Annotated in this window: 19 protein-coding genes and 1 pseudogene; 15 read left to right on the plus strand and 5 right to left on the minus strand. The window is 59.8% G+C overall.

Annotated features, from left to right (window positions below; all coding sequences use genetic code 11):
- From HGP12_RS17300 to HGP12_RS34140, 5 genes and pseudogenes are all read left to right on the plus strand, one after another.
- The gene (locus HGP12_RS17300) at positions 1 to 1134 is read left to right on the plus strand and encodes an 8-amino-7-oxononanoate synthase (protein WP_168879493.1); all 1134 of its coding nucleotides are present in this window, start codon (positions 1 to 3) and stop codon (positions 1132 to 1134) included.
- Positions 1131 to 1769, plus strand: coding sequence for a dethiobiotin synthase (bioD, locus tag HGP12_RS17305; RefSeq protein WP_168879417.1), 639 nt, complete (start codon positions 1131 to 1133; stop codon positions 1767 to 1769). The genes HGP12_RS17300 and bioD overlap by 4 nt, the downstream gene beginning before the upstream one ends.
- Positions 1766 to 3037, plus strand: a complete 1272-nt coding sequence (locus tag HGP12_RS17310; RefSeq protein WP_168879418.1) for an adenosylmethionine--8-amino-7-oxononanoate transaminase — start codon at positions 1766 to 1768, stop codon at positions 3035 to 3037. The genes bioD and HGP12_RS17310 overlap by 4 nt, the downstream gene beginning before the upstream one ends.
- Positions 3034 to 4020 (plus strand): beta-ketoacyl-ACP synthase III, encoded by a 987-nt coding sequence (locus tag HGP12_RS17315; protein WP_168879419.1) that lies wholly within the window; start codon positions 3034 to 3036, stop codon positions 4018 to 4020. Before HGP12_RS17310 ends, HGP12_RS17315 begins: the two co-directional genes overlap by 4 nt.
- A gap of 113 nt (positions 4021 to 4133) precedes the next feature.
- Positions 4134 to 4262 (plus strand): annotated as a pseudogene (locus HGP12_RS34140) (GntR family transcriptional regulator); the annotation flags it as partial.
- A gap of 52 nt (positions 4263 to 4314) precedes the next feature.
- Here HGP12_RS34140 and HGP12_RS17325 read toward each other — a convergent pair.
- Positions 4315 to 5019 (minus strand): IS6 family transposase, encoded by a 705-nt coding sequence (locus HGP12_RS17325; protein WP_168879420.1) that lies wholly within the window; start codon positions 5017 to 5019, stop codon positions 4315 to 4317.
- Positions 5020 to 5330: 311 nt separating this feature from the next.
- Between HGP12_RS17325 and HGP12_RS17330 the strand changes: the two genes are divergently transcribed.
- On the plus strand, positions 5331 to 5510 hold the full coding sequence (locus tag HGP12_RS17330) for a helix-turn-helix domain-containing protein (protein WP_168879421.1): 180 nt from the start codon (positions 5331 to 5333) through the stop codon (positions 5508 to 5510).
- On the opposite strand, the gene HGP12_RS17335 is transcribed toward HGP12_RS17330, so the two are convergent.
- From HGP12_RS17335 to HGP12_RS17345, 3 genes are all read right to left on the minus strand, one after another.
- Complete coding sequence (locus HGP12_RS17335; protein WP_168879422.1) at positions 5507 to 7366, minus strand: TRAP transporter large permease subunit; 1860 nt, start codon at positions 7364 to 7366, stop codon at positions 5507 to 5509. The genes HGP12_RS17330 and HGP12_RS17335 overlap by 4 nt on opposite strands.
- A 147-nt stretch (positions 7367 to 7513) precedes the next feature.
- Entirely contained in the window at positions 7514 to 8524 is a 1011-nt protein-coding gene (locus HGP12_RS17340; protein ID WP_168879423.1) for a TRAP transporter substrate-binding protein, read from the minus strand.
- Positions 8525 to 8880: 356 nt separating this feature from the next.
- Positions 8881 to 9624, minus strand: a complete 744-nt coding sequence (locus tag HGP12_RS17345) for a GntR family transcriptional regulator (RefSeq protein WP_168879424.1) — start codon at positions 9622 to 9624, stop codon at positions 8881 to 8883.
- 218 nt (positions 9625 to 9842) lie between these two features.
- Between HGP12_RS17345 and HGP12_RS17350 the strand changes: the two genes are divergently transcribed.
- From HGP12_RS17350 to HGP12_RS17390, 9 genes are all read left to right on the plus strand, one after another.
- Entirely contained in the window at positions 9843 to 10919 is a 1077-nt protein-coding gene (locus tag HGP12_RS17350) for an ABC transporter substrate-binding protein (protein WP_168879425.1), read from the plus strand.
- Positions 10920 to 10930: 11 nt separating this feature from the next.
- Positions 10931 to 12391, plus strand: coding sequence for a sugar ABC transporter ATP-binding protein (locus HGP12_RS17355; protein WP_168879426.1), 1461 nt, complete (start codon positions 10931 to 10933; stop codon positions 12389 to 12391).
- Positions 12384 to 13349 carry an ABC transporter permease gene (locus HGP12_RS17360; RefSeq protein ID WP_168879427.1) on the plus strand — a complete coding sequence of 322 codons (966 nt, stop codon included), beginning with the start codon at positions 12384 to 12386 and terminating at the stop codon, positions 13347 to 13349. The genes HGP12_RS17355 and HGP12_RS17360 overlap by 8 nt, the downstream gene beginning before the upstream one ends.
- Positions 13346 to 14281, plus strand: a complete 936-nt coding sequence (locus HGP12_RS17365; RefSeq protein ID WP_168879428.1) for an ABC transporter permease — start codon at positions 13346 to 13348, stop codon at positions 14279 to 14281. The genes HGP12_RS17360 and HGP12_RS17365 overlap by 4 nt, the downstream gene beginning before the upstream one ends.
- A gap of 1 nt (position 14282) precedes the next feature.
- Positions 14283 to 15020 carry a cyclase family protein gene (locus tag HGP12_RS17370; RefSeq protein WP_168879429.1) on the plus strand — a complete coding sequence of 246 codons (738 nt, stop codon included), beginning with the start codon at positions 14283 to 14285 and terminating at the stop codon, positions 15018 to 15020.
- A gap of 26 nt (positions 15021 to 15046) precedes the next feature.
- Positions 15047 to 16243 carry a mannonate dehydratase gene (gene uxuA, locus HGP12_RS17375; protein ID WP_168879430.1) on the plus strand — a complete coding sequence of 399 codons (1197 nt, stop codon included), beginning with the start codon at positions 15047 to 15049 and terminating at the stop codon, positions 16241 to 16243.
- Positions 16244 to 16246: 3 nt separating this feature from the next.
- Complete coding sequence (locus HGP12_RS17380; protein ID WP_168879431.1) at positions 16247 to 17662, plus strand: mannitol dehydrogenase family protein; 1416 nt, start codon at positions 16247 to 16249, stop codon at positions 17660 to 17662.
- Between the two features lie 39 nt (positions 17663 to 17701).
- Positions 17702 to 18718, plus strand: coding sequence for a Zn-dependent oxidoreductase (locus HGP12_RS17385; RefSeq protein WP_168879432.1), 1017 nt, complete (start codon positions 17702 to 17704; stop codon positions 18716 to 18718).
- A gap of 418 nt (positions 18719 to 19136) precedes the next feature.
- Positions 19137 to 20264: a Fic family protein gene (locus tag HGP12_RS17390; protein ID WP_168879433.1), complete on the plus strand. Its 1128-nt coding sequence runs from the start codon at positions 19137 to 19139 to the stop codon at positions 20262 to 20264.
- A 541-nt stretch (positions 20265 to 20805) separates the two neighbouring features.
- Here HGP12_RS17390 and HGP12_RS17395 read toward each other — a convergent pair.
- The gene (locus HGP12_RS17395) at positions 20806 to 22029 is read right to left on the minus strand and encodes an ATP-binding protein (RefSeq protein ID WP_168879434.1); all 1224 of its coding nucleotides are present in this window, start codon (positions 22027 to 22029) and stop codon (positions 20806 to 20808) included.
- Positions 22030 to 22472 lie beyond the last annotated feature (443 nt).

The following is a 22472-nucleotide window of genomic DNA, read 5'->3' on the forward strand; positions in this document are numbered from 1 at the left end:
ATGCTCTCGGATTATGCCGCCACGCTGGAGGGATTGCGGCGCAAGGCGCGGCTACGCAGCCTTGTACCGCAGCATGGCATCGACTTTACCTCCAACGATTTTCTCGCTCTTGCCGGCACGCCGCGCCTCAAGGCTGCGATCATGGCGGCGATGGAAAGCGGCGTTCCGGCGGGCGCGGGCGGCTCGCGCCTGCTGCGCGGCAACCATCCCGAACATGAAGCGCTGGAAGCCGAAGCCGCCGAATTTTTCGGCGTGGAGCGCGTGCTGTATTTTGGCAGCGGCTATGCCGCCAATTCGGCGCTTTTCTCGACCTTGCCGCGGCACCAAGATCTGATCGTCCACGACGCGCTCATCCATGCGAGCGCGCGCGAGGGGATTGCAGCCAGCAAGGCGACGGCCGTCAGCGTCGGCCACAACGACGCGAACGCCTTCGACGAGGCGATCCGAAACTGGCGCGGCAACGGCGGCCGGGGCCGGCCCTGGATTGCGATCGAAAGCCTCTATTCCATGGACGGCGACAGAGCGCCGCTTGCCGCCCTTGCCGACATGGCCGACCATCACCAGGGTTTTCTGGTGGTCGACGAAGCCCATGCCACGGGTGTTTTCGGCGCGGGCGGCAGAGGGCTGACCGCGGTGCTGGAGGGCCGGGACAATGTGCTTGCCCTTCATACGTGCGGCAAAGCGCTGGGCGTTTGCGGAGCCTTGCTTGCGGTCCCCCGTTTGCTTGGCGATTATCTGGTTAACCGCGCCCGTGCCTTCATCTATTCGACTGCGCCCTCGCCTCTCATGGCCGCTGGCGTACGCGAGGCCTTGCGCATGGTCGATGACGAGCCTGAGCGCCGCGATGCCCTGGAACGTCTGGTCGCCTTTGTCGGCGACGGATTGAAGAGCCGGTTGGGCATGGAGCCAAGCGGATCGCAGATCCAGCCGGTCGTCATCGGCGACAATGCGCGCGCGGTCCGAATTGCCGAAACTCTTCAGGCGGAAGGGTTCGACATCCGCGCGATCCGTCCGCCGACCGTGCCGGAAGGCACAGCACGCCTGCGGCTGTCGATCACGCTCAACGTTATTCCGCAGCAGGTTGCGAGCATGCTGGATTGCCTCAGTGCCGCCATGGAGGACCACAGGAGATGACCGCCCGTTTCGTGGTAACCGGTACGGATACAGGCATCGGCAAGACGGTGTTTGCCGCGGCGCTGGCCGGTGCGCTCAATGCGCGATACTGGAAACCTGTACAATCCGGACTGGAAGGGGAAACAGACAGCCGCACTGTCGCCCGCCTGAGCGGGCTGCCCGCCGACCGTGTGCTGCCGGAAGCCTATCGCCTTTCCACCCCGGTCTCACCGCATCTTTCGGCACGTCTCGATGGAGTGGAGATCGACCCGGCCAGACTTGAGCTGCCGGCCGGCACCGGTCCGCTGGTCATCGAGGGGGCCGGCGGCCTCATGGTCCCGCTTACGAAAAACACCGTCTTTGCCGACGTCTTCACCCGGTGGCGCATTCCCGTCATTCTCTGCGCCCGAACGTCGCTCGGCACCATCAATCACACGCTGTTGTCCATTGAGGCGCTGCGCAGCCGTAATATTCCTTTCCATGGCGTTGCATTCATCGGCGCGGAAAATGCCGACACCGAGGCGACCATCGCCGCCATCGGCCAAGCGGAGGTGTTGGGCCGGCTGCCGCTGTTGGAAAACCTGACGAATGAGACCCTGCGTCGCGCTTTCCACGAAAATTTCGACATCGTCGCCCTGACGGAGGGACGCCCATGACCCTCACCCCTGTCTGGCATCCCTTCACACAACATGCCCTCGAAGCGCCGATGAAGCGCATCGTCGCGACCGAGGGCGCATATCTGTTCGACGAGGACGGCAATCGCGTCCTCGATGCAATCTCGTCATGGTGGGTGATCACCCATGGCCATCGCCATCCCGGCATCATGGCGGCAATCTGCGAGGCGACGGAGGCGTATGACCAAATCATTTTCGCCGAATATACCCATGAACCAGCGGAAATCCTCGCCGAACGTCTGCTCGCCTTCGCGCCCTCCGAACTGAAACATGTCTTTTATTCGGATAGCGGATCGACGGCAGTCGAGGTGGCGATCAAGATGGCGCTCGGCACGTTCCACAATCGCGGCGTCGCGCGTGACCGGCTTGTCGTCATGGAACACGGCTATCATGGCGACACGATCGGCACCATGTCGGCGGGAGAACGTGGCGTGTTCAATGCGCCCTTCGAGCCGCTGCTCTTCGGCGTCGACCGCCTACCCTTCCCCGACCCCGGCCGAGAGCAGGAAACGCTCGATGCATTCGAAACGATCTGCCGCAAAGGAACGGTCGCCGCCATTCTGGTCGAACCGCTGGTGCTTGGCGCCGGCGGCATGAAGTTTTATGGCAGCGCCGTGCTTTCCGCGCTCAAGGAAATCGCCAGTCGATTTGGCTGCCTGTTCATCGCCGATGAGGTCATGACCGGCTGGGGTCGCACCGGCACACGCTTTGCCTGCGAACAGGCAGGCGTCACCCCGGATATTCTCTGCACATCGAAGGGTCTGACTGGAGGCGCCCTGCCCCTGGCAGCAACCCTTTGCACGACGGAGATTTTCGAGGCGCATCTGTCTTTCGACCGGCGCAAGACCTTTTTTCATTCGAGTTCCTACACCGCCAACGCAATCGCCTGCGCGGCGGCCGTCGCCAATCTGCAGATCTGGCAGGACGAACCGGTGGACGTGCGGATTGCCGCGCTTGCAGCCCAGCACAACCAGCATCTCCAACGCTTCCAGAACGACACCAGGTTCGCAAACGTCAGGCAGTGCGGGACGATCGCTGCCCTCGATCTTGCGGTACCCTCGGGCGGCTATCTGGCTGACGTGGGGCCGCGCATGCGCCAGCTGTTCCGCGAACGCGGGCTGCTTGTGCGCCCCCTTGGGAATGTCGTCTACCTGATGCCGCCCTATTGCACCAGCGCCGCAGATATCGCGGCCGCTTATGATGCGATCGACGACGTCGCATCGATCGTCCTCAAGGAGACCGCATCTTGACGCCTATCTCCTCCCGCCTTGCCGGATTCGGTCACGCGGTTCCGTCCCGCATCGTCCAAAACGCGGAAATCGAAAGCCGGCTCGGCCTCGAGGCCGGTTGGATCGAAAGGCGTACCGGCATCCGATCCCGCCATTGGGCCAGCAAGGGAGATACGTTAAGCGACCTTGCGGCAGAGGCTGGCAAAATGGCCCTCAACGATGCCGGGATTGCGCCGGGCGAGATCGCCATGACCCTGCTTGCCACTTCGACGCCGGATCATCTCTTACCACCTTCGGCGCCGCTTCTGGCGCACAAGCTCGGTTTGCAAAATTCAGGAGCCATCGACCTTGCAGGCGCCTGTTCGGGCTTCCTCTACGCACTGACGCTGGCGGATAGTTTCGTGCGCGCGCATGGACGGGCTGTGCTCGTCGTGGCGGCCAATATTCTCAGCCGCCGGATCAACCCGGCAGAACGCGCCAGTGCCGTTCTGTTTGCCGACGGCGCCGGCGCAGTCGTGCTTGCCCCTTGCCGAAACGGGCAAAGCGGCCTCAAATCAGCAGCCCTTGCTTCGGATGGAAGCGGCTATGATCTGATTGCGATCCCGTCCGGCGGCAGCAACAAGCCTTTTTCTCCCGAAACCGCGGCAGACCAAGTGCTGATGACGATGCGCGATGGGCGCGAGGTTTTCTCACGAGCCGTCGATCTGATGACGCAAACCTCGCGCCAGGCGATGAATGAGGCAAACGTAGAAATCTCCGCTATCGACCGCTTCATTCCGCATCAGGCCAATCTCCGCCTTTGCGACGCAGTTCGCCACTGTCTCGAATTGGAGGAAAGCAAGCTTGTCAGCACGATCGCCGAATTCGGCAACTCTTCGGCGGCGACCATTCCGCTTTCCCTTTCCGTCGAAAATCATCACAAACCGTTCAAGCTAGGAGAACGCCTCCTCATGACCGCGGCCGGCGCGGGTTTGGCGGGCGGTGCCGTCATCTTTGCGGCATGAGGCGACGCGGTGGAACAATTACAATCGACGAAGGATATGGAGAATCAACAAGGAGGCAAGTAAGCTTAGATATCGAGTCGCTGCACATCCGTTTTAAAGCCGATGCTAATCCAATGGGCGTTGCAAAAGATGATCCTATCGCTGTACGGATAAGCCGGACGCTCGCCGATCGCATTATCTCGGGAGAGATAGACGCCGGTGCCAAGCTTCGGCAGGACCATATTGCCGAGGAATTCGGCACCAGGCGATGTCACGTTGTTTCACCAAAGCCAGACCAGGCATTTGTCAGTGAACTTATGCAATAGCGGCGGTCACGACTTTCCACTGCGCCATTGCGCGAATTCGATGAATGTGGGTGGCCAGGGCTGAGCGTTTGTGATGCGGTGCGACGAAGAGATTTCTGACTGCTGAAAAGACCGAGATGAAACGTTGCAAGCCTCCGACAGATCGGAAGCACTGCATCATTCGTTCTCGTTTTCGAAGCGGCACGTGGGAATTCTCCGCGCGATTGTTCAGGCCTTTATGCGATCGATGTTCGACAGCGGGCATCACATCCCGTCTTGCCGCTCCGTACGAGCGCAGTTTGTCGGTGACGATGCGTTTCGGCGTCAGGCCTTGCTTCCTCAGCAGCCTGACCAGCAATCGCTTGGCAGACCTGGTATCGCGGCGGGTCTGGACGATCTCATCCAGAACGTAACCGTCCTGATCAACGGCACGCCAAAGCCAATGTTTTCGGCCGCGGATGGAAATCGCCACCTCGTCCAAATGCCAGATATCTTTTCGAGACGGTTTCTTTTTGCGCAACTGCTTCGCATAAGCCGCTCCGAATTTTCGGCCCCATCGCCGGATCGTTTCGTAAGACACGACGATGCCGCGCTCCAACAGCATTTCTTCGACCAGCCGCAAGCTCAAGGGGAACTGAAAATACAGCCAGACCGCGTGCGCGATGATCTGATGTGGAAAGCGGTGGTTCTTGTAACTAATCGTCGGTTCGCTCATCCCCGCCCAATTATCTGCCAACCGTTAAGTCACCGACAACGTGACATCGCCTGCCCGACACCTAAGCCGTCGACACAGGTAGTGCGACCAACCCGGCCTATGTGGCCTCTACGATATCCGTTTCTAGGACGACCACCTTTGATGTCTTTCGCCACGAAGAATTGCGCAGCATGTATGTCCGTGCGGGAAGCGTGAGGCACCGGGCCCGGATACATGAACAAGGGCATGAAGCGAACCTCGACAGACTACCGCGACGATCAACTTGAGACGCGTAGCGACGCGGACTGAGCGTTCTGCCGAAGGAGGCGGTAGTGGCGGATAGTAAATTCCTTACGCCTGACGAGGTCGCCGAACGCTACCGGGACGGCATTTCACTTAGGACCCTTCGAAATTGGCGTGCGACGCGCCTCGGTCTCTCTTTCGTCAAAATTGGCAAGGTGGTGCTCTACCCGCTCGACGAGCTTGGTGTACGGGATGAGTTGAGGCGCTAGAGGAAGCCGATGGAAATCCACGGAATGAAGATGATCAACAGCAAAGCGAAAAGCAACGCCATAAGATGCGGCCAGACCTTGCTGATGACGTCGTCGGGCGAAACACGGCCAATGGCGCAGGCTAGATAGAACCCGACGCCGAAGGGCGGAGAAAACAGCCCAAAGCCCATCGCAAAAACCGCGACGATCGCATAATGCACTTCGTCGATACCGAGCAGCTTGGCGATCGGGAAAAGCAGCGGTCCAAACAGAACGATCGCCGGCACGCCTTCCAGGACACTGCCCAGAATAATGAAACTCAGCGCGGAGATCAGCAGGAAGCTGATCTTTCCGCCGGGAACGCCTTGCATGAGGTCGACGAGATATTGCGAAAAACCGGATTGTGTCAGCGCCCAGCCCATGGCGGTCGCCGCGCCGACAACGAGCAGGATGGAGCCCGATAGGGAGGCTGCATCGACGAGCATCGGATAAAGCCTGCGCCACTCCATCTTGCGATAGAAGAGAGCTCCGACGATGATCGAGTAGATGATGCCGATCGTGGCGACTTCGGTGGCTGTGGCCACGCCTTCGACCACTGCCGTGCGGATGACGATCGGCAGGCCGAGGCCGGGGATCGCAGCGAGGAACAGTTTTAGCTTGAGCTTGCTATCGACCTTCTTCGCACGGCTCATATCTTCGCCACGCGTTTGGATGTAGACGACGACACAGAGCGCCAGCAGGCCGACAAAGGCAGGAAGAAGGCCAGCGGTGAACAAGGCGGCGATCGACACGCCGGTGACCGAGCCGACCGTGATCAGCACGATTGACGGCGGGATGGTCTCCGACATGACCGCAGACGCCGACAAAAGGGAGACCAGGTCGCTTTCCCGATTGCCGCGCTTCTTCATTTCCGGAAACAGCGCCGGAGCGACAGCTGCCATGTCCGCAGCCTTGGCGCCGGAGATACCCGAAACGAGATAGACTGCACCGAGCAGCACATATTGCAGGCCGCCCCGCAGATGGCCGATCAGCGAGACGAGAAAGGCGATCATCGCCTGCGCCAGTCCGGCCATCTCGATGACGGCACCCAGGAACACGAACATCGGCACCGCGAGCAGGATGATTTGCGACATGCCCTCGCTCATCCGGCCCGGCACGATGGAAAGCGGCACCCAGCTTGCGAAATTCAAATAGGCCGCGGTCGCGAGAACGAAGGCAAAAGCGATCGGCACGCCAAGTACAATAGCCACCAGCACAATGCCGAGGAAGAAGATCAGCAGGCTGTAATTGCCGATCTCGTCGAACCACGGCATCGCCAGTTGGAACAGGCCGAAGATGACAGCAAGAAGCACTAGGCTTGCAACCATCTGCACCGGCTTGCTGGACTGGATCATCTTATCGATCGCTGTGAGCAGCATCAGCACGACGCCAACAAGCATCGCAGCTTCGCGCCATGCTTCGCTGATCTGCAGGACAGGGGTCATGCTGATGATACGCTCCTCGACATGTTGCCATGTCGGCACTACCATCAAGAGCAGGAGCGCGGCGACTATCATCATCGCAAAGGCATTGGCGCGGTCTTGCCAGGGCGGCGAGAACTTACGGACGAAGGCCGTCAGCCGCATATGCTGGCCGCGGCGTAGAGCCACCACCGAGCCCAGCATGGACAACCAGATAAACAGGATCGTGGCGACTTCGTCGGACCAGACGAGCGGGCTGCGAAGGGCATATCGTGCAAGCGTCGCCCAACCGAGCAGAATGACCTCCGCCAGAACCAGCAGCGCGGCGGTCGCCTCCACGACATGGCCGAGCAGACTGTCGAAACGCTGAAACGCCCCACGCGGAGAAATCGCCTCCGCACCCGCTGTCGCGCCCATGATTGACCTCCCCAAAATACGCCGATTCGAGCGGCGCGGCCTGCCTTTTCGCAAACCGGAACGTGTAGGCGGAGCGACACGCCTCCGCTATTTGCGACAGGACGCACGCTTTACCCGAAAGCAAGCGTCCTATTCATCATCGGCCCGTTACAGCGTGCCGACATCCTTTTCCAAGAGACCCCAGGCCTCTGCGCCGAAGCTTTCTTTCCATTTCGAATAAAAGCCAGCCTTGGCAAGCGCGTCGCGGAACGGCGCGGTCTCGACCTTATTGAACTCGACACCCGTCGCCTTGATGTCGACCATGGCCTTTTCGTTGAGCTCCTTTACGTCGGCACGTTCGTTCACGGCTGCAGTGGTCAATTCCTCCTGGATGATCGTGCGCATCTCGGACGGAATAGCCTGCCAGCGGCGATTGTTGCAGAAGATGTGGTGGCCATCCCAGATATGACCCGTCAGGGCGATATACTTCTGCACTTCGTAGAGCTTCGAACTCTGGATCAACGCCAGCGGATTTTCCTGACCGTCGACGACATGGGTCTGCAGAGCCGCATAGAGCTCGCCGAAATTGAGCGGCGTCGGCGCCGCGCCCAGCGTCTGGAACAGCGTGACCCACAGCTGGTTGCCCGGAACGCGGATCTTCATTCCGTTGAGGTCTTGCGGTGCGGCAATCGGCTTGGCACCGGTGGTGATATTGCGATAGCCGTTGTCCAGCATTTTCGGGAAGACGAACAAGCCGGCATCGAGGAATGCTTTGCGGACATGATCGCCGAGTTCGCCATCCATCGCCTTCCATACATGGTCATAGGTCGGGAAGGCAAAGGCGACGGCGTTGATGCTGGCGACGGGAACGACCGTCTGGTTGACACCGGAGGTCGACATGAGGTCGAGCGCGCCGCCACGAACCTGGGTGAACATATCGGCTTCGCCGCCGAGTTGGCTATTCGGATAAACATGAAGTTCAATCGCACCTTCGGAGCGGGTTGCGATTGCCTTGGCTGCTTCGGTGATGCGAATGACGCCGGGATGGCTGGCCGGAAATGCCGTGCCGTAGCGCAACTTGACCTTCGCGGCGGCGCGGGACAGGCCCGGCGCCGACAGTAGACCGGCGGCTGCAGCTCCAGCCGTCAGCATGCCGAATGTTCTGCGAGATATGTTCATGCGTTCCTCCCTTGAATATATTGGCTATTCGAATGCTTTCGATGTATGCGCCCGCATTCGCCCCCCGACGCTGCGGCTCCGAAGTCCGTCACTATGTCGGAGGGTGCAGACACATGCTCGTACCGGGCTTTCATTCCGTGCGGAATGAAACGATGGGGGCCCGTAGGACAATCAAACCCCCGCCGCTATCGCCGATGGGAACGCGGCTTCTCCGCCCTATGCCTCTCCTCGTCTCGCCCCAGGATCATCTGGCGCGGTTTCCATGACCCGACCGACCTCCATTTCGCGACGGCTTGTAATACTACCATGGTACAATGTCAATAAATGTGTCACCGATGCGCCCGAGGGCGGGCGGATTAGCTTTCCACGAGATCGCGGCGCTGTTCGCTAAGTTTTCGCGCGGTACGAAGCACTTCGCGCAAATGCGCCGCCATATCGTTGCCTGCCTTCTCGACATCGCCTGATTCGATGGCGTCCACGATCGAACGATGCTGGGTCAGCAGAACGCGTAGGTGACCCAGATCGGGCAGACTTAGATAGCGAACACGGTCCATCTGCAGCTTGACGGACTGAATGACACGCCAACTTTTCGGCAGGCCGGCTTCCTCACAAAAACTCCGGTGGAAGGCTTCGTCGAGATCGAGAAAGAGGTCCAGCGCTTCGGTATTAACCGCCTTTTCCTGGTCGTAGAGATTACTCTTGATCTCTGTCAAGAAGCGCCGCGAACAGCCGCCAGCAAGTCTGCGGCTGACCGCAACCTCCAGAGATTCCCGAATGAATTGAGCCTCTTCGACATCACGAAGCCGGATCGGCGCCACGAAGCTCCCACGCTGTGGCAGGATGTCTATCAGCCCTTCGTCCGCAAGCCGAATCAGCGCTTCGCGAACCGGCGTCCGGCTGACGCCAAGTTGTAGGGAAAGCTCCTTTTCGCTCAACGCCTCCGAAGGCAGCATGGACAGTGTCGTAATGGCCCGTCGCAGGCGCTCGTAGATCTGCGCTGCAATAGGCTGGCGAGGATTGATGGCCTGCAGGAGTGTCGACGACGGCGCGCTCTGACGAAGCTCTTCAGCCTCTATCTGATTGGATCTCTTCGTCGCCATCGTTCCGACCTCCGCTTTGTGCAAACAATATGGCCATCGCACATTATACGACAAGAATCCATAAGCGCGATTGACACGCTACCATGGTAGTATGTATTTTCAATATCAGGCGCGACGAAAGAAACCGCATCCATGCGAATGGTTTTGCCGAATTTCCGTCCGAGACAAGGACCGCGAGCGCCGGTAACTGTGTGACGTGATCCAGGGAGGATGACACTATGAAATTGGGCTTCCACAAGACTGCAACTGCAACACTTCTTACCAGTGCGATGTTTTGCGGCACTGCGATGGCGCAGGAAGGGGTCGCGACCGGCGACACCAGCGGCAAGAAGATCGCCTTCAGCAATTCCTATGCTGGCAACTCGTTCCGCCAGGTGATGATCAAAAGCTTCGAGACGATCGGCGCCAAGGCGAAGGCCGATGGCAAGATCGCCGCTACGATCGTCGTCAGCTCGAACAACTCGGTCACCGAGCAGGCATCGCAGATACAGAACCTAATCCTGCAGGGTTATGATGCCATCATTGTCCTTGCTGGCTCGGACACGGCATTGAACGGTGCAATCAAGGACGCTTGCAACGCCGGCATCGTGGTAGTCGCCTTCGCCAGCGGCGTTACCGAACCCTGTGCATATGTGGTTGATTATAACCTGGACTCTTATGCCAAAGCTGAGCTCGATTACATGTCGAGCAGGCTCGGAGACAAGTCCGCCAACATCCTCGAAATCCGGGGCATGGCGGGTGACGGATTCGACAAACGGCTGAACGAAGGCGTGACGAAGGCTTTGGCGGCCCATCCGAATTACAAGAGGGTTGGCGAGGTCTATGGTCAATGGACCGCGACCGTGGCCCAGAAAGAAGTATCCGGCGTTCTGCCATCGCTGCCGAAGATCGATGGCGTTCTGACACAGGGCGGTGATGGTTATGGGGCAGCACAGGCCTTTAAGGCTGCGGGCCGCAATCTTCCGATCATCATCATGGGCAACCGCCAGGACGAGCTGGCGCTGTGGAAGCAGGAACATGATGCAACCGGCTACGAGACCTTCTCGCTTGGCGCAACGCCGTCCGTTTCACAGGTCGCCTTCTGGGTCGCACAACAAATCCTTGCCGGGAAGGACGTTCCGAAATTCGTTGAAGTGCCCCTCCTGCAAATCCAGCAGCAGGATCTCGACGCCTGGCTGAAGACGGTTCCGGAAGGTGGCGTCGCCAACGCCGATTATCCGCAGGACCTCGTCGCCAAGATTATCGACGCCAACGTCAGGAAGGAACCGCTGCCTATGGTTCCCGCTCCGAAGTAGGGCGACCAACAATGCTGCCCTCCCAAGCCGCCGTGGATACTGCCGCGGGCCTCCTTATCGAGGCCCGCGGGATATGCAAGAGCTTCGGCGCGGTCCACGCACTCGTCGGTGTCGATTTCAGTCTTGCCCCGGGGGAAGTCCTCGGACTGGTCGGTCATAACGGCGCCGGCAAGTCGACCCTGATGAACGTCCTCTCCGGCGCGATCCAGCGAACGGAGGGGAGATTCATTTATAGTGGTCAGGCGGCGGATCACTGGGGAACTGCAGAAGCGCAAGCTGGCGGCTTGCGGTGCGTCTTTCAGGAGCTATCGCTCTGCACCAATCTTTCGGCGGCGGAAAATGCGCGCATCATCCATCGCAGCCTGCGTGGCTTCGGCTGGCGGGAAAAGGCGCGCAGGCTGATCACCAAGGCTTTGGACGATATCTTTCCAGGCCATGGAATCGATGTCGATGCCAAGATCGCCGACCTTTCGATCGGCGAGCGGCAGATGGTCGAGATTGCCCGCACCTTCACCGAAACGGAAGGCAAGACGCGCTGCATTATCCTAGATGAGCCCACCTCGGCTCTCGGGCATAAGCCGGCAGAGCAATTGCTCGCCTATATCAAGACGGCGTCGACGCGTGGCGTCGCCTGCATTCTCATCACCCACCGCCTCAACGAAATCCTAGCCGTCTGCGACCGTGTTGTGGTGATGATGGATGGGGCAATCGTCGGAGACCGGTCGGCGGCCGGCCTGAAGCGCTCCGATCTGGTCGGGATGATGGGCAATATCGAGACGCCGCATGAGCAGAAGGCTGTCCCCACGCGCAAAGCGGGCCAAGCCCTGACCGTAAACCATGCCGGCATCGATAGCGCGGATCTGCCGATCAAGGCATCTCCCGGTGACATCATCGGTTTCGCCGGTCTCGATGGTCACGGGCAGCGCGAACGCCTGCGGGCCATTTATACTGCTATCCGCAAGGTGCCCGTTGCCTTTGTCGCCGGAGACCGCGGCGTCGAAGGCGTCATGCCGCTTTGGTCGATCGCCGACAACCTGACGCTTCGCAGCCTCAACGCGCTTCAGAAGGGTGGCTTTGTATCGCCATCCGTCGCGCGTGCGCTCGCGCAAACCTGGTCACAGCGTCTCAAGGTCAAGGCACCGTCGATCGATACACCGATCTTATCGCTCAGCGGCGGCAACCAGCAGAAAGTGCTGTTTGCCCGCGCGCTCGCGTCTGACGGTCAGGTCATCCTGCTCGATGATCCGATGCGCGGCGTCGATGTCGGCACCAAGCAGGAAGTCTATCAGCTCATTCGTGACGAGGCCGAGCGCGGCCGGATCTTCATCTGGTACACGACCGAATTCGAAGAACTGAAGAATTGCGACCGTCTCTACGTTTTCCGCGAAGGTCGTGCTGTTGCCGAAGTCGCCGGCGACACGATCGATCACAACCGCATCCTCGAAGCATCGTTCGGAGGCGCGAATGGCTGACTTTGTCCTCCCCCGGCAGAACCGCAACTTTGCAAAACGGCTCGCGTCCGCCTTGCAGGCCGGTCTTCCGGCCATCGCCCTCGTGGTCATGCTGACCGTGATCTTCTGGATTCGCCCAGCGGCGATGAGCTATTTCGGCTTCACGCTGCTGTTCAAGCTGGCTGTGCCGCTGATGTTTGCAGCGCTGGCACAGATGCTCGTCATCATGCTCGGCGACATCGACCTGTCGATCGGCTCCTTTGTCGGCTTCGTCACTTGCGTCACTGCGCTCTATCTCGACACGGCCCCGATACTCGCAATCGCGATTTTTATCGGTAGCATCTTGGTCTATGCCGGCATCGGCCTTGTCATCCATCTGCGGCAGTTGCCGTCGATCATCGTGACGCTCGGCATGTCGTTCATCTGGCTTGGCGTCGCGATCATCATCCTGCCCGCTCCGGGTGGCGCTGCGCCCGCATGGCTGTCCGGATTCATGGCCTGGCGGCCGCCGCTCCTGCCTTTACCGGTGCTGCTTGCTATTGCCGCGGCCCTCATGGGTCATTTCGTCATCAGCCGATCGTCCTACGGGGCTGTGCTAAGGGGTGCGGGCGGCAACCCGCGCGCCATCCAGCGCGCCGGCTGGTCGATCGCCATGATCCGCGCCGCTGTCTATGCCGCTGCCGGCCTGCTCGGTCTCATTGCCGGCATCACCCTGACCGGCCTGACAACGTCCGGCGATCCGAATGTTGCACCGGCCTACACCCTCCTCGGTGTCGGCGCCGTCATCCTCGGTGGTGGTTCTTTCACAGGTGGCATCGTCTCCCCGGTCGGAACGGTCATCGGTGCACTGACGCTTGCAATTGCTGGATCACTCCTGAGCTTCCTGCAAGTGCCGCCGACATGGCAGATCGGCGCACAGGGCGGCATCCTCTTCCTGGTGCTAGCCGGACGCATCGTGCTCGCGGAAGACAAATCATGAGCGGCTTCTCTCTGAAACCCTGGACCTACGGCTTCATTGTCGCGCTTGTCATGTGGATTGCGATCATCGCTTATTCCGGTTTTGCAAGCGCGGTGCCGACCCTATCTTCGGCGCTCGTCTTTGCTGCCTTCAGCGTCGTTGTCGGCACCGGTCAGATGGTTGTGATCGCGTCCGGTCCTGGAAACATCGATCTGTCCATGCCATCCGTGTTGACCCTGTCGGCCTATCTGTCGATGTCCGTCATGAGTGGCAGCAACGACATGATCCTTCCGGGTCTTCTGGTCGCGCTGCTAGTTGGAGCATTGGCCGGTGCGGCAAACTTCCTCGCGATCACGATGCTACGCCTGCCGCCGATCATCGCGACGCTCGCCTGGAGCTTCGTTTTCCAGTCACTCGCCTTCAATCTCGGCGGCGAAGCGACGTTGAAGCCTCCGGCGGCCCTTTCGGCCTTCACCTTCTGGTCGGTCGCGGGTATGCGGATCATGCCGATCGCTGCATTCGTCCTGACCATCGCCGTCGTCGTTATTCTTGCCCGCAGCGTCTGGGGCCGGCGGTTGCTGGCGGTCGGGCAGAGCGAACGGGCAGCACGCCTCGCCGGTGTCCCCGTCATCCGCGTCCGATTGATCGCCTATGTGTTCTGCGGCGTGACCGCAGCCCTTACCGGCTTCCTGCTTGCGGGCTTTTCAGGCGGCGCGGCGCTCAATATGGGCGATACTTATTTGCTGGAAGCAATCGCGGTCGTGGTCCTTGGCGGCACTAGCGTCGCCGGTGGCCAGGCCAACGCAGTCGGCATCTGGGGTGCGGCACTTTTTTTCAACCTGATGGCGACGATGCTCAACACCTTCCAGATGCAGGCCGGTGTGCGCTTCGTCCTCACCGGCGCGCTGATCATCCTCATCGTCGCGCTCGTCCCGAAACCGAAGGCCGCGTGACATGGACGTCGCCACCTTGAAAAAGGCCTTTGGAAGCGACATGACGCTTGTGGATCTCACCCATGCGTTGACCCCGCAGATCCCCGTATGGCCAACGCATCCCTTCTTTTGCAAGGAAGTGATCGAAAGCTATGATCGCGGCGATCTCGCCTGCAACCATTCCCTCGGCATGAGCGAGCATACCGGCACGCATTTTGATGCGCCGCTGCACTTCGTCAAAGGCGGCGCCGGGATGGACGCCGTTCATCTGCAGACCTTTTTCGGACGCATGGCGAAGATCGACGCACGTGACTGCAGCCCCAGGGAGGCCGTCAGTGTCGGGCGGATCAAGGCATTCGAAGCCGCCCAGGGCGAAATCACCGCCGACGACGCCGTGTTTTTCCACTTCGGCTGGGATCGCTTTTGGCACAACCCGGCGAACCATCCGCACTTCCTGAGCGACTGGCCCGGCTTGTCGCACGAGGCGTGCGAATACCTGCTTAACCGCGGTATCCGGATAGCAGGCTCGGACTGCCTGTCGCTCGACTGTTTCGGCACCACGGATTTCCCGGCCCATAAGGTGCTGCTCGGCGCGGGTGTGCTCATCGGCGAGAACTTCGCCCGCCTCGGCGACCTGCCGGCCTTTTCATTCCTGATCACTCTGCCGTTGCCGATCGCCGGCGGATCGGGCTCGCCTCTTCGCGCCGTCGCAGCCTTTGCCGCGAACGGTCAGTCGAATACCGCTGCGGCCCTGGCTTGAGCCTGGCCCATATAAGGAAGACAAGCATGAGACATATTTGGCGCTGGTTCGGTCCTATCGACAAGGTGAGCGTGCGTGATGCTGCTCAGGCCGGGGCTCAGGGCATCGTCAGCGCTCTACATCATGTGCCGACCGGAAGCGCATGGACTTTCGAGGAAATCCGCAAGCGACAGGACGAAGTCCGCGCCGGCGGCCTGGACTGGGAACTCGTCGAAAGCATTCCCGTCTCCGAAAGCATCAAGACCATGACCGGTGATTGGAAGGCTCATATCGGGGCTTGGAAAGAAAGCTTGCGCCAGCTGGCCAAGGCCGGCATTTCCACGGTCTGCTACAACTTCATGCCTGTGCTAGACTGGACCCGCACGGACCTGCGCTGGGAAACCGCCGATGGCGCCCGCGCCATGCGCTTCGATCTCGTTGATTTCATCGCATTCGACATCCACGTGCTGCAGCGGCCCGGCGCGCTGGAGGACTATCCGCCGCAACTGGTCGAAGCTGCCAGGGAACGCTTCACCGGCATGCCACAAGAGAAAATCGCCGCCCTTTCCCGCAATATCGGCGCCGGCCTTCCAGGCTCATCCGACGGCTATAGCATCGGCGAATTACGCACCGCGCTGGCGCGCTATGACGACATCGGTGCCGATGCGCTGCGCGACAATCTCATCGACTTTCTCTCTGAAGTCGTGCCGGTCGCGGAGAAACTCGAGATGCGTCTTTGTGCACATGGCGACGATCCGCCATGGCCGCTCCTCGGCCTGCCGCGCATCCTCTCGACCGAGCAGGATTACGTTAGGGTTCTCGATGCCGTCGATCGCAACGCCAATGGCGTGACCTTTTGCACGGGATCGCTCGGCGCCCGCCCGGACAACGATCTGCCCACCATCGTGAAGCGTCTCGCGCCGCGCATCCACTTCGCCCATCTGCGCAATGTCCGTCGAGAGAGCGAAGGCTACCCCTGCTCCTTCTTCGAGGACCAGCATCTCGACGGCAACACCGACATGGTCGCGGTCGTTGCCCAGCTGGTGAGCGAGGAACGCCGCCGCATGGCTGAGGGGCGCACCGATCATCAGATATTCATGCGTCCGGACCACGGCCAGGAAATCCTGGACGATCTGACGCGTTGCGCCCAGCCCGGCTATCCCGCCATCGGTCGGCTCAAGGGTCTTGCCGAACTGCGCGGCATCGAGCAGACACTGTCGCATCCCGAATTTGGAATGAATTGAGCGATGAACCGCCTCGGCAAGAACACCTCCCTCCCCTCGAGCGTCGAGCGCCCGTCCTTCGATCCCGCGGGGCTCAAGGTCGGCATCGTCCACATCGGCATTGGCGCCTTCCATCGCGCCCATCAGGCGATCTACACAGATAAGGCTATCGATGCCCGGTATGGCGATTGGGGCATCGCCGGCGCAAGCCTGAGGTCGGTCGACATCGTCGCCGACCTCGAGGCACAGGACCACCGCTACAGCGTCGTCAGCCGCGGCGCCCATGGCGACCAAGCCCGCATCGTCGGCTCGATCACCGATGCCATTGCCGCAACCGAGGAGCGCGAACGCCTGCTCCAGCGGCTTTCCGACAACGGCACCCGCATCGTCACCCTGACAGTGAGCGAAAAGGCTTATGGCATCGATCCGGTATCCAGCGGGCTCGACCTGTCGCATGCCGCCATCGCTCACGACCTGGAGCATCGTCAGGAGCCTGTCGGCGTGATCGGCGTTCTCGTCGAAGCGCTTGCGCGCCGTATGACGCTCGGCCGCGACCCGCTCACCGTTCTGTGCTGCGATAATCTGCCGGGCAACGGCCACATCGTGCGCCGTCTCGTCGCTGAAATGGCCGAACGCCGCGATCGCGCGTTGGCGGCCTGGATCGAGCGAGAAATCCGCTTTCCTTCCAGCATGGTCGACCGAATCGTGCCGGCGGCGACGGACGCAACGCGTGCGCTCGCCGCGTCGCTCATCGGCGCGGAAGATCGCCTGGCGCTCGAAACCGAACCCTACATCCAATGGGTGATCGAGGACGATTTCGCCGCCGGCCGCCCCGCCTGGGAAGCCGGCGGCGCGATCTTCGTCAAGGATGTCCACGCCTACGAGAAGATGAAACTCCGGCTGCTCAACGGTTCCCACTCACTGATAGCCTATCTCGGCCAGTTGAACGGACTACAATATGTTCGCGACGTCATGGCAATCCCCGCACATGCCGAGCGGGTGCGACGGCACATGGAGGCGGTCTTACCGACGCTCGACGCGGTGCCGCAGATCGACCTCGCGTCCTATCGCGAAGAACTCGTGGCCCGATTTTCGAACCCCGCCATCGCCCATCGCACTGTCCAGATCGCAATGGACGGCACGCAGAAGATGCCTCAGCGTATTTTCGCACCCGCGATGGAGCGGCGGGCGACCGGCGGCGATGCCGCGGATTTTGCCGACGTCGTGGCGCTATGGTTGGCCTACGTGATCACGACCGAACACCTCGACGATCCGCGCTCGTCCGACCTTAAATCAGCGGCGGCGGCTGTCGCGGCATCACCCGGCTCGGCAGCACCGTTCTTCGATATCGCCGGCTTGTTTCCCGCCCCCCTCATCAGTGACGACACTTGGCGTATGCGTGTCGACAGCCGACTGGCGGCTGCCCTGTGTGCAGCATGACGTCACACAAATACCACGACTTGCAGGAGGACAAAGACCATGGTGACGATTTCCGTTCGCGAACCGCATAGCCTCGTCGTCGACGACAGGCAGGCACTGCAACCAGGCCCCCGTGAAGTGGCCATCCGCGTACAGCGCGCCGGCATTTGCGGCTCGGACATGCACATCCTGCATGGCTCGAACCCCTTCGTGACCTATCCTCGCGTAATAGGCCACGAATTCGCAGGCGTCATCGAGGCGCTCGGCGCCGGTGTCTCCTCGCTCGCGATCGGCGACCACGTCGTCGCCGATCCGGTGATCTCCTGCGGCGCCTGCCATCCCTGCCGCACCGGCCGTTCGAACGTCTGCGCAAAACTCCAGGTGATCGGCGTCCACCGTGATGGCGGTTTCCGCTCCGTTGCGGTCGTGCCTGAGGCCAACGCAGTCAAGGTATCTCCAAAGCTGGGACTCGATATTGCAGCGCTCGCAGAACCGCTTGCGGTCGCGGCAAACGTCCTGTGGCGGACGGAGTGCGCCAAGGATGACATCGTTCTGATCTACGGCGCCGGAACCGTCGGCATCACCGTGCTGCAAGTCGCCAAGATGCGCGGCGCCCGCTGCATCATCGCCGATATCGATGCTGACCGCCTGGAGCGTGCGAAGAAATTCGGTGCTGACGTCATCATCCATTCTCGTGAGCAGTCTGTTGCCGAAATGGTGGCGTCGGAACTCGACGGTCTCGGCCCTTCGGTGGTGATCGACGGCGCCGGCATCCCGAGCCTGTTGGAAGAAGCGTGCCGAATTGCCGCTCCGGCCGGCCGCATCGGCCTGCTCGGCTTTTCGCCTGCGCCGTGCAATATCAGTCAGCAGGAAATCGTTCGCAAAGAACTGACGCTGGCCGGCTCGCGCCTCAATCGCCGATTCATTCCAGAGGTCGTGACTTGGTTGGAATCGGGTGCACTACGCCCGGAGGCAATGATCACCCAGAGTTTTGACGCCGGGGATGCGCGCGCCGCCTTCGACCTCGTAGAGCGGCATCCGGAGCGGACCCTCAAGGTTCAGCTCGTTTTCGAGTGAGCAAATCGCCAACCAGAGAGTCATGGCTTTGGACAGACGCTTCTTCTCGCTCGACGACGGATTTGTGGAGAACCTAGCGGGTTACGTTCATCTTGATCGGGCAGGCCTCCGGGAAAAATGACTTGTCAAAGCGCAGAGCGGGGCTATGCGTCCTGGGCTCTTGAACAGATATGAACCTGTGCCCGACTATATCGTCGATCATCGACGCTCACAATGCAAGTGAATCAATTAGTTAGAATAGAGCTACCTCAGAAGAATGGACCGAGCCTCCCATTGACCTATAAATCCAATCGCCTTGTGGTGGACGATTTCGTACCATGCTCACACTAACTGCCTTTACGGAGATTACGTCATTATTTTCCGCATTATTGCGGAGAATATGCTTGCTATTCTCCGCAACGGCGACATATTTTAAGATATGACCTATATTTGGCAGTCTCCTAATTGGCCCGCGTTTGAATGGCAGTCCGACCAGCTCGCGACCAGTCTTGCGATCATTCGCCTTGATCAAGGCCGCCTTATTGGTCGTGTGGAAGGGCTTGGCTTTCGCACCCGTGAAGCAACATTCCTACGGGCTCTGACAGATGACGTTGTCAAATCGTCAGCGATCGAGGGCGAACGGCTGGATGAGCAACAGGTCCGATCCTCTTTGGCTAGGCGGCTCGGCATAAACATCGACGGCTTCGTGACGCCTAACCGCTCAGTCGAGGGCATCGTTCATATAACACTTGATGCTACGATCGACTGTTTCAAGCCGTTAACAGCCGAACGCCTCTTTCAATGGCACGCAGCTCTATTTCCAACCGGGCGCAACGAATGGGGACAAAGACTTCGGGTCGGCGGTTGGCGGGACGATTCCGGTGGCCGGATGGAAATCATGTCCGGCGCGTTCGGACATGAGAAAGTACACTATGTTGCGCCACCCGCCGACCGCCTGGAGCAGGAGATGACGGCCTTCCTCGATTGGTTCAACGGATCAGAGGAGATGGATCCTCTTGTCAAAGCAGCTGTCGCCCATTTGTGGTTCGTGGCCATCCATCCGTTCGGCGATGGCAATGGCCGAATAACCCGTGCGATTGCCGACATGACCCTTGCCCGCGGTGGCGAGGGAGCTCAGCGGCTATATTCCATGTCCGCGGCTATCGAGAAATCGCGGACCGGCTATTACGAAGCTCTTCAGTCGATAACCGCCAAAGAGGAACTCGATATCACGAAATGGATTCAGTGGTTTCTGGATCGTCTGGGCAACGCAGTGGGTGCCGCATTGCAGACCCTCGACAACGTCATACTCAAAAACGAATTCTGGCAGGCCCATGCCGCCCGTGATCTCAATCCCCGACAGGCCAAGGTTCTCAACTGGTTGCTGGAAGGGAATTTCGACGGGAAGCTCACATCGACCAAGTGGGCAAAATTAACGGGTGCATCCCAAGACACAGCCTCGCGTGACATCTCAGACCTCTTGGCTAAAGGCATCCTGCGCAAAGGCGAGGCCGGCGGCCGCAGCACAGCTTACGAACTGGTTTCAGATGTTTCCACGGACCGCTAAATCCAATCCGAGTAGGATCGGCGCGTATGAGGCGCGGGTCTCTCGCATTTCTACGCCAGCATCTCACACGCGCTAACGGCTCGGGCGACCGCTATCCAAGGAATTGGTGGCAGTGAAGGTAATGCTGTTCGGACCAGCAATCCCGATGCGGATGTGTACGTGAAGGTGGTGCAGGATGAAGTTACGGCGCCATGGTTTGACGGAGACACAATGGCGCTCGAGGCACCGACCCACCAGTTTGAACGGGAAAGTTAAGTTGTTTGTCAAGTTGGCAAAACGGTCCTCGTCCCTACAGCGAGTAGTACAGGGGATTGCCTTACCACAATTGTCAAGGATTTTGAGGTTGAAAACAGCGCACCCGTCCCTGTTGAATCGTACGTTGCAGCCATGGTGAAATCATACGCTCCTAGCGTCGTGAGATACCGACAGCCGAAAATCAGATCCGTTGATGTGAAAGGATTCGAACCGGGGGCCGGCTTTATCGAAACGGTCGAAGTTTCAAGAATGCTCAAGTCTGGAACTGAAGAGAACTTCCCATGGGCTAACGCCACAATGCCGAAATTGGCACGGCGGAAAGGCGCTCCCCAAACGGGATCACTTTGTCATGGTCGTACAGGACAATGCCTGAAACAAACCGCTCTCCACATGCTTCGGCCAACATTCGCAATCCGGAAAAATCGGAAGTCGAGACGGATGCTGCCGCCTTTATCTCGATACCGACAACCCTCCCGCTTCTGTCTTCGATGACAATATCGACCTCGTTCTGCTGCTTGTCACGAAAGTGCGAAAACTCAAAGCGGCTATGTCCACTGCTGGCGAGTTTAAGGATTTCACCGAAGACGAAAGTCTCCAGCAGCGCTCCGAACGGCCCTCTGTCATCGCGGAGTCTCTCGAGAGAGAGGTCACGAAGGGAGGCGAGAAGACCAGAATCGAGGAAATGTATTTTGGGGGTCTTGGTCAGACGCTTCAGTTTGTTGGAAAACCAGGGTTGGATTGTTCTGGCGAGGAACAGGCTCTCGAATATGCCAACGTATTTTTGCGTTGTGATATGGTTCATCCCGATGGCGGCGCCAATTCCGGAATAGTTCACGAGTTGTCCCGAATGTTCTGCAAGGATGCGCAGCAGCCGCGGCATCTGCGCGATCTGCTCGATTTGCGCGACATCGCGGACGTCGCGTTGAACGATTGCCTGGATGTAATCCGCATACCAGTCCTGTCTGCGGTTTAAGGTTTTGCGAGCCAATGCCTCGGGATATCCTCCTGCCAGAACTGCAGCCATCAGGTCGTCGCCGACAATTGGGTCTCCGGCTTTGGCTTCGTTTCGGAAGGCGTCGACCAAAAAGCTTCCACCGGCCGTTCTGATTTCGCTTTGAGCGAGCGGCAGCAATCGGACGACTTCCATGCGCCCAGCGAGCGAGTCTGCCACGCGTGGCAGCGTCATGAGATGGGCTGAACCGGTCAGTAGGAAACGCCCTGGACGCATGTCCACATCCACGCTTTCTTTAATCGCCAACAACAGCTCGGGGGCGCGCTGGATTTCGTCGAGAATGGCGCGATCCATTCCTCTTACAAAACCAACTGGATCCCGCCGCGCCGCGTTGAGCGTCGTCGCATCGTCCAGCGTGTAATACTGCATCCCCTCCTCGGCCATCTTCCTGGCCAGCGTCGTTTTCCCGGATTGTCGGGGACCCACGATTAGGACGACTCGCGTGTCTGACATCGCGTCGGCAACGCGTTGCTCAACGAGCCTTGGATACAGCGGCATAGCTTCATTCCTTTGATGACCATTTGAAACTATGGTGACGACTAATTGAAAGTCAAGGAATGACTAATTGAAATCTACTTGGCGACTGATTGAAACCGAGCCCAATACAGATGGCACGCCAAATTGCAGGATGAGGGCGTTGGAAGGCCAGGCAGGCGCTGCTGAACCAGCATTTCGCCCGAGAGCGAGATACTGTCGCAGCCTTCCTCGATCTTCTCCGGCAGAAGCAAAGCCGTGGATACATCCATCCCTGCGGCAGCCCGTCATTGAAGGTCGGCGATCCCTTGCAGCCACCTGGCTGACTTTTATTTGTCGGTGAGGAATGGAGGCTCAGCCGATCGGGGTAAGAAAAGGAGACTTTGCCGTTGCGGAAAGCCGATCGAGGCGCAGCCGCTCTTCGGTCAGACATGCCTCACCGAGCGCGCATGGACCCGCCCATTGTC

Source organism: Rhizobium sp. P28RR-XV, from assembly GCF_012641385.1.
In the GTDB taxonomy this organism is placed as follows: Bacteria; Pseudomonadota; Alphaproteobacteria; order Rhizobiales; family Rhizobiaceae; genus Rhizobium.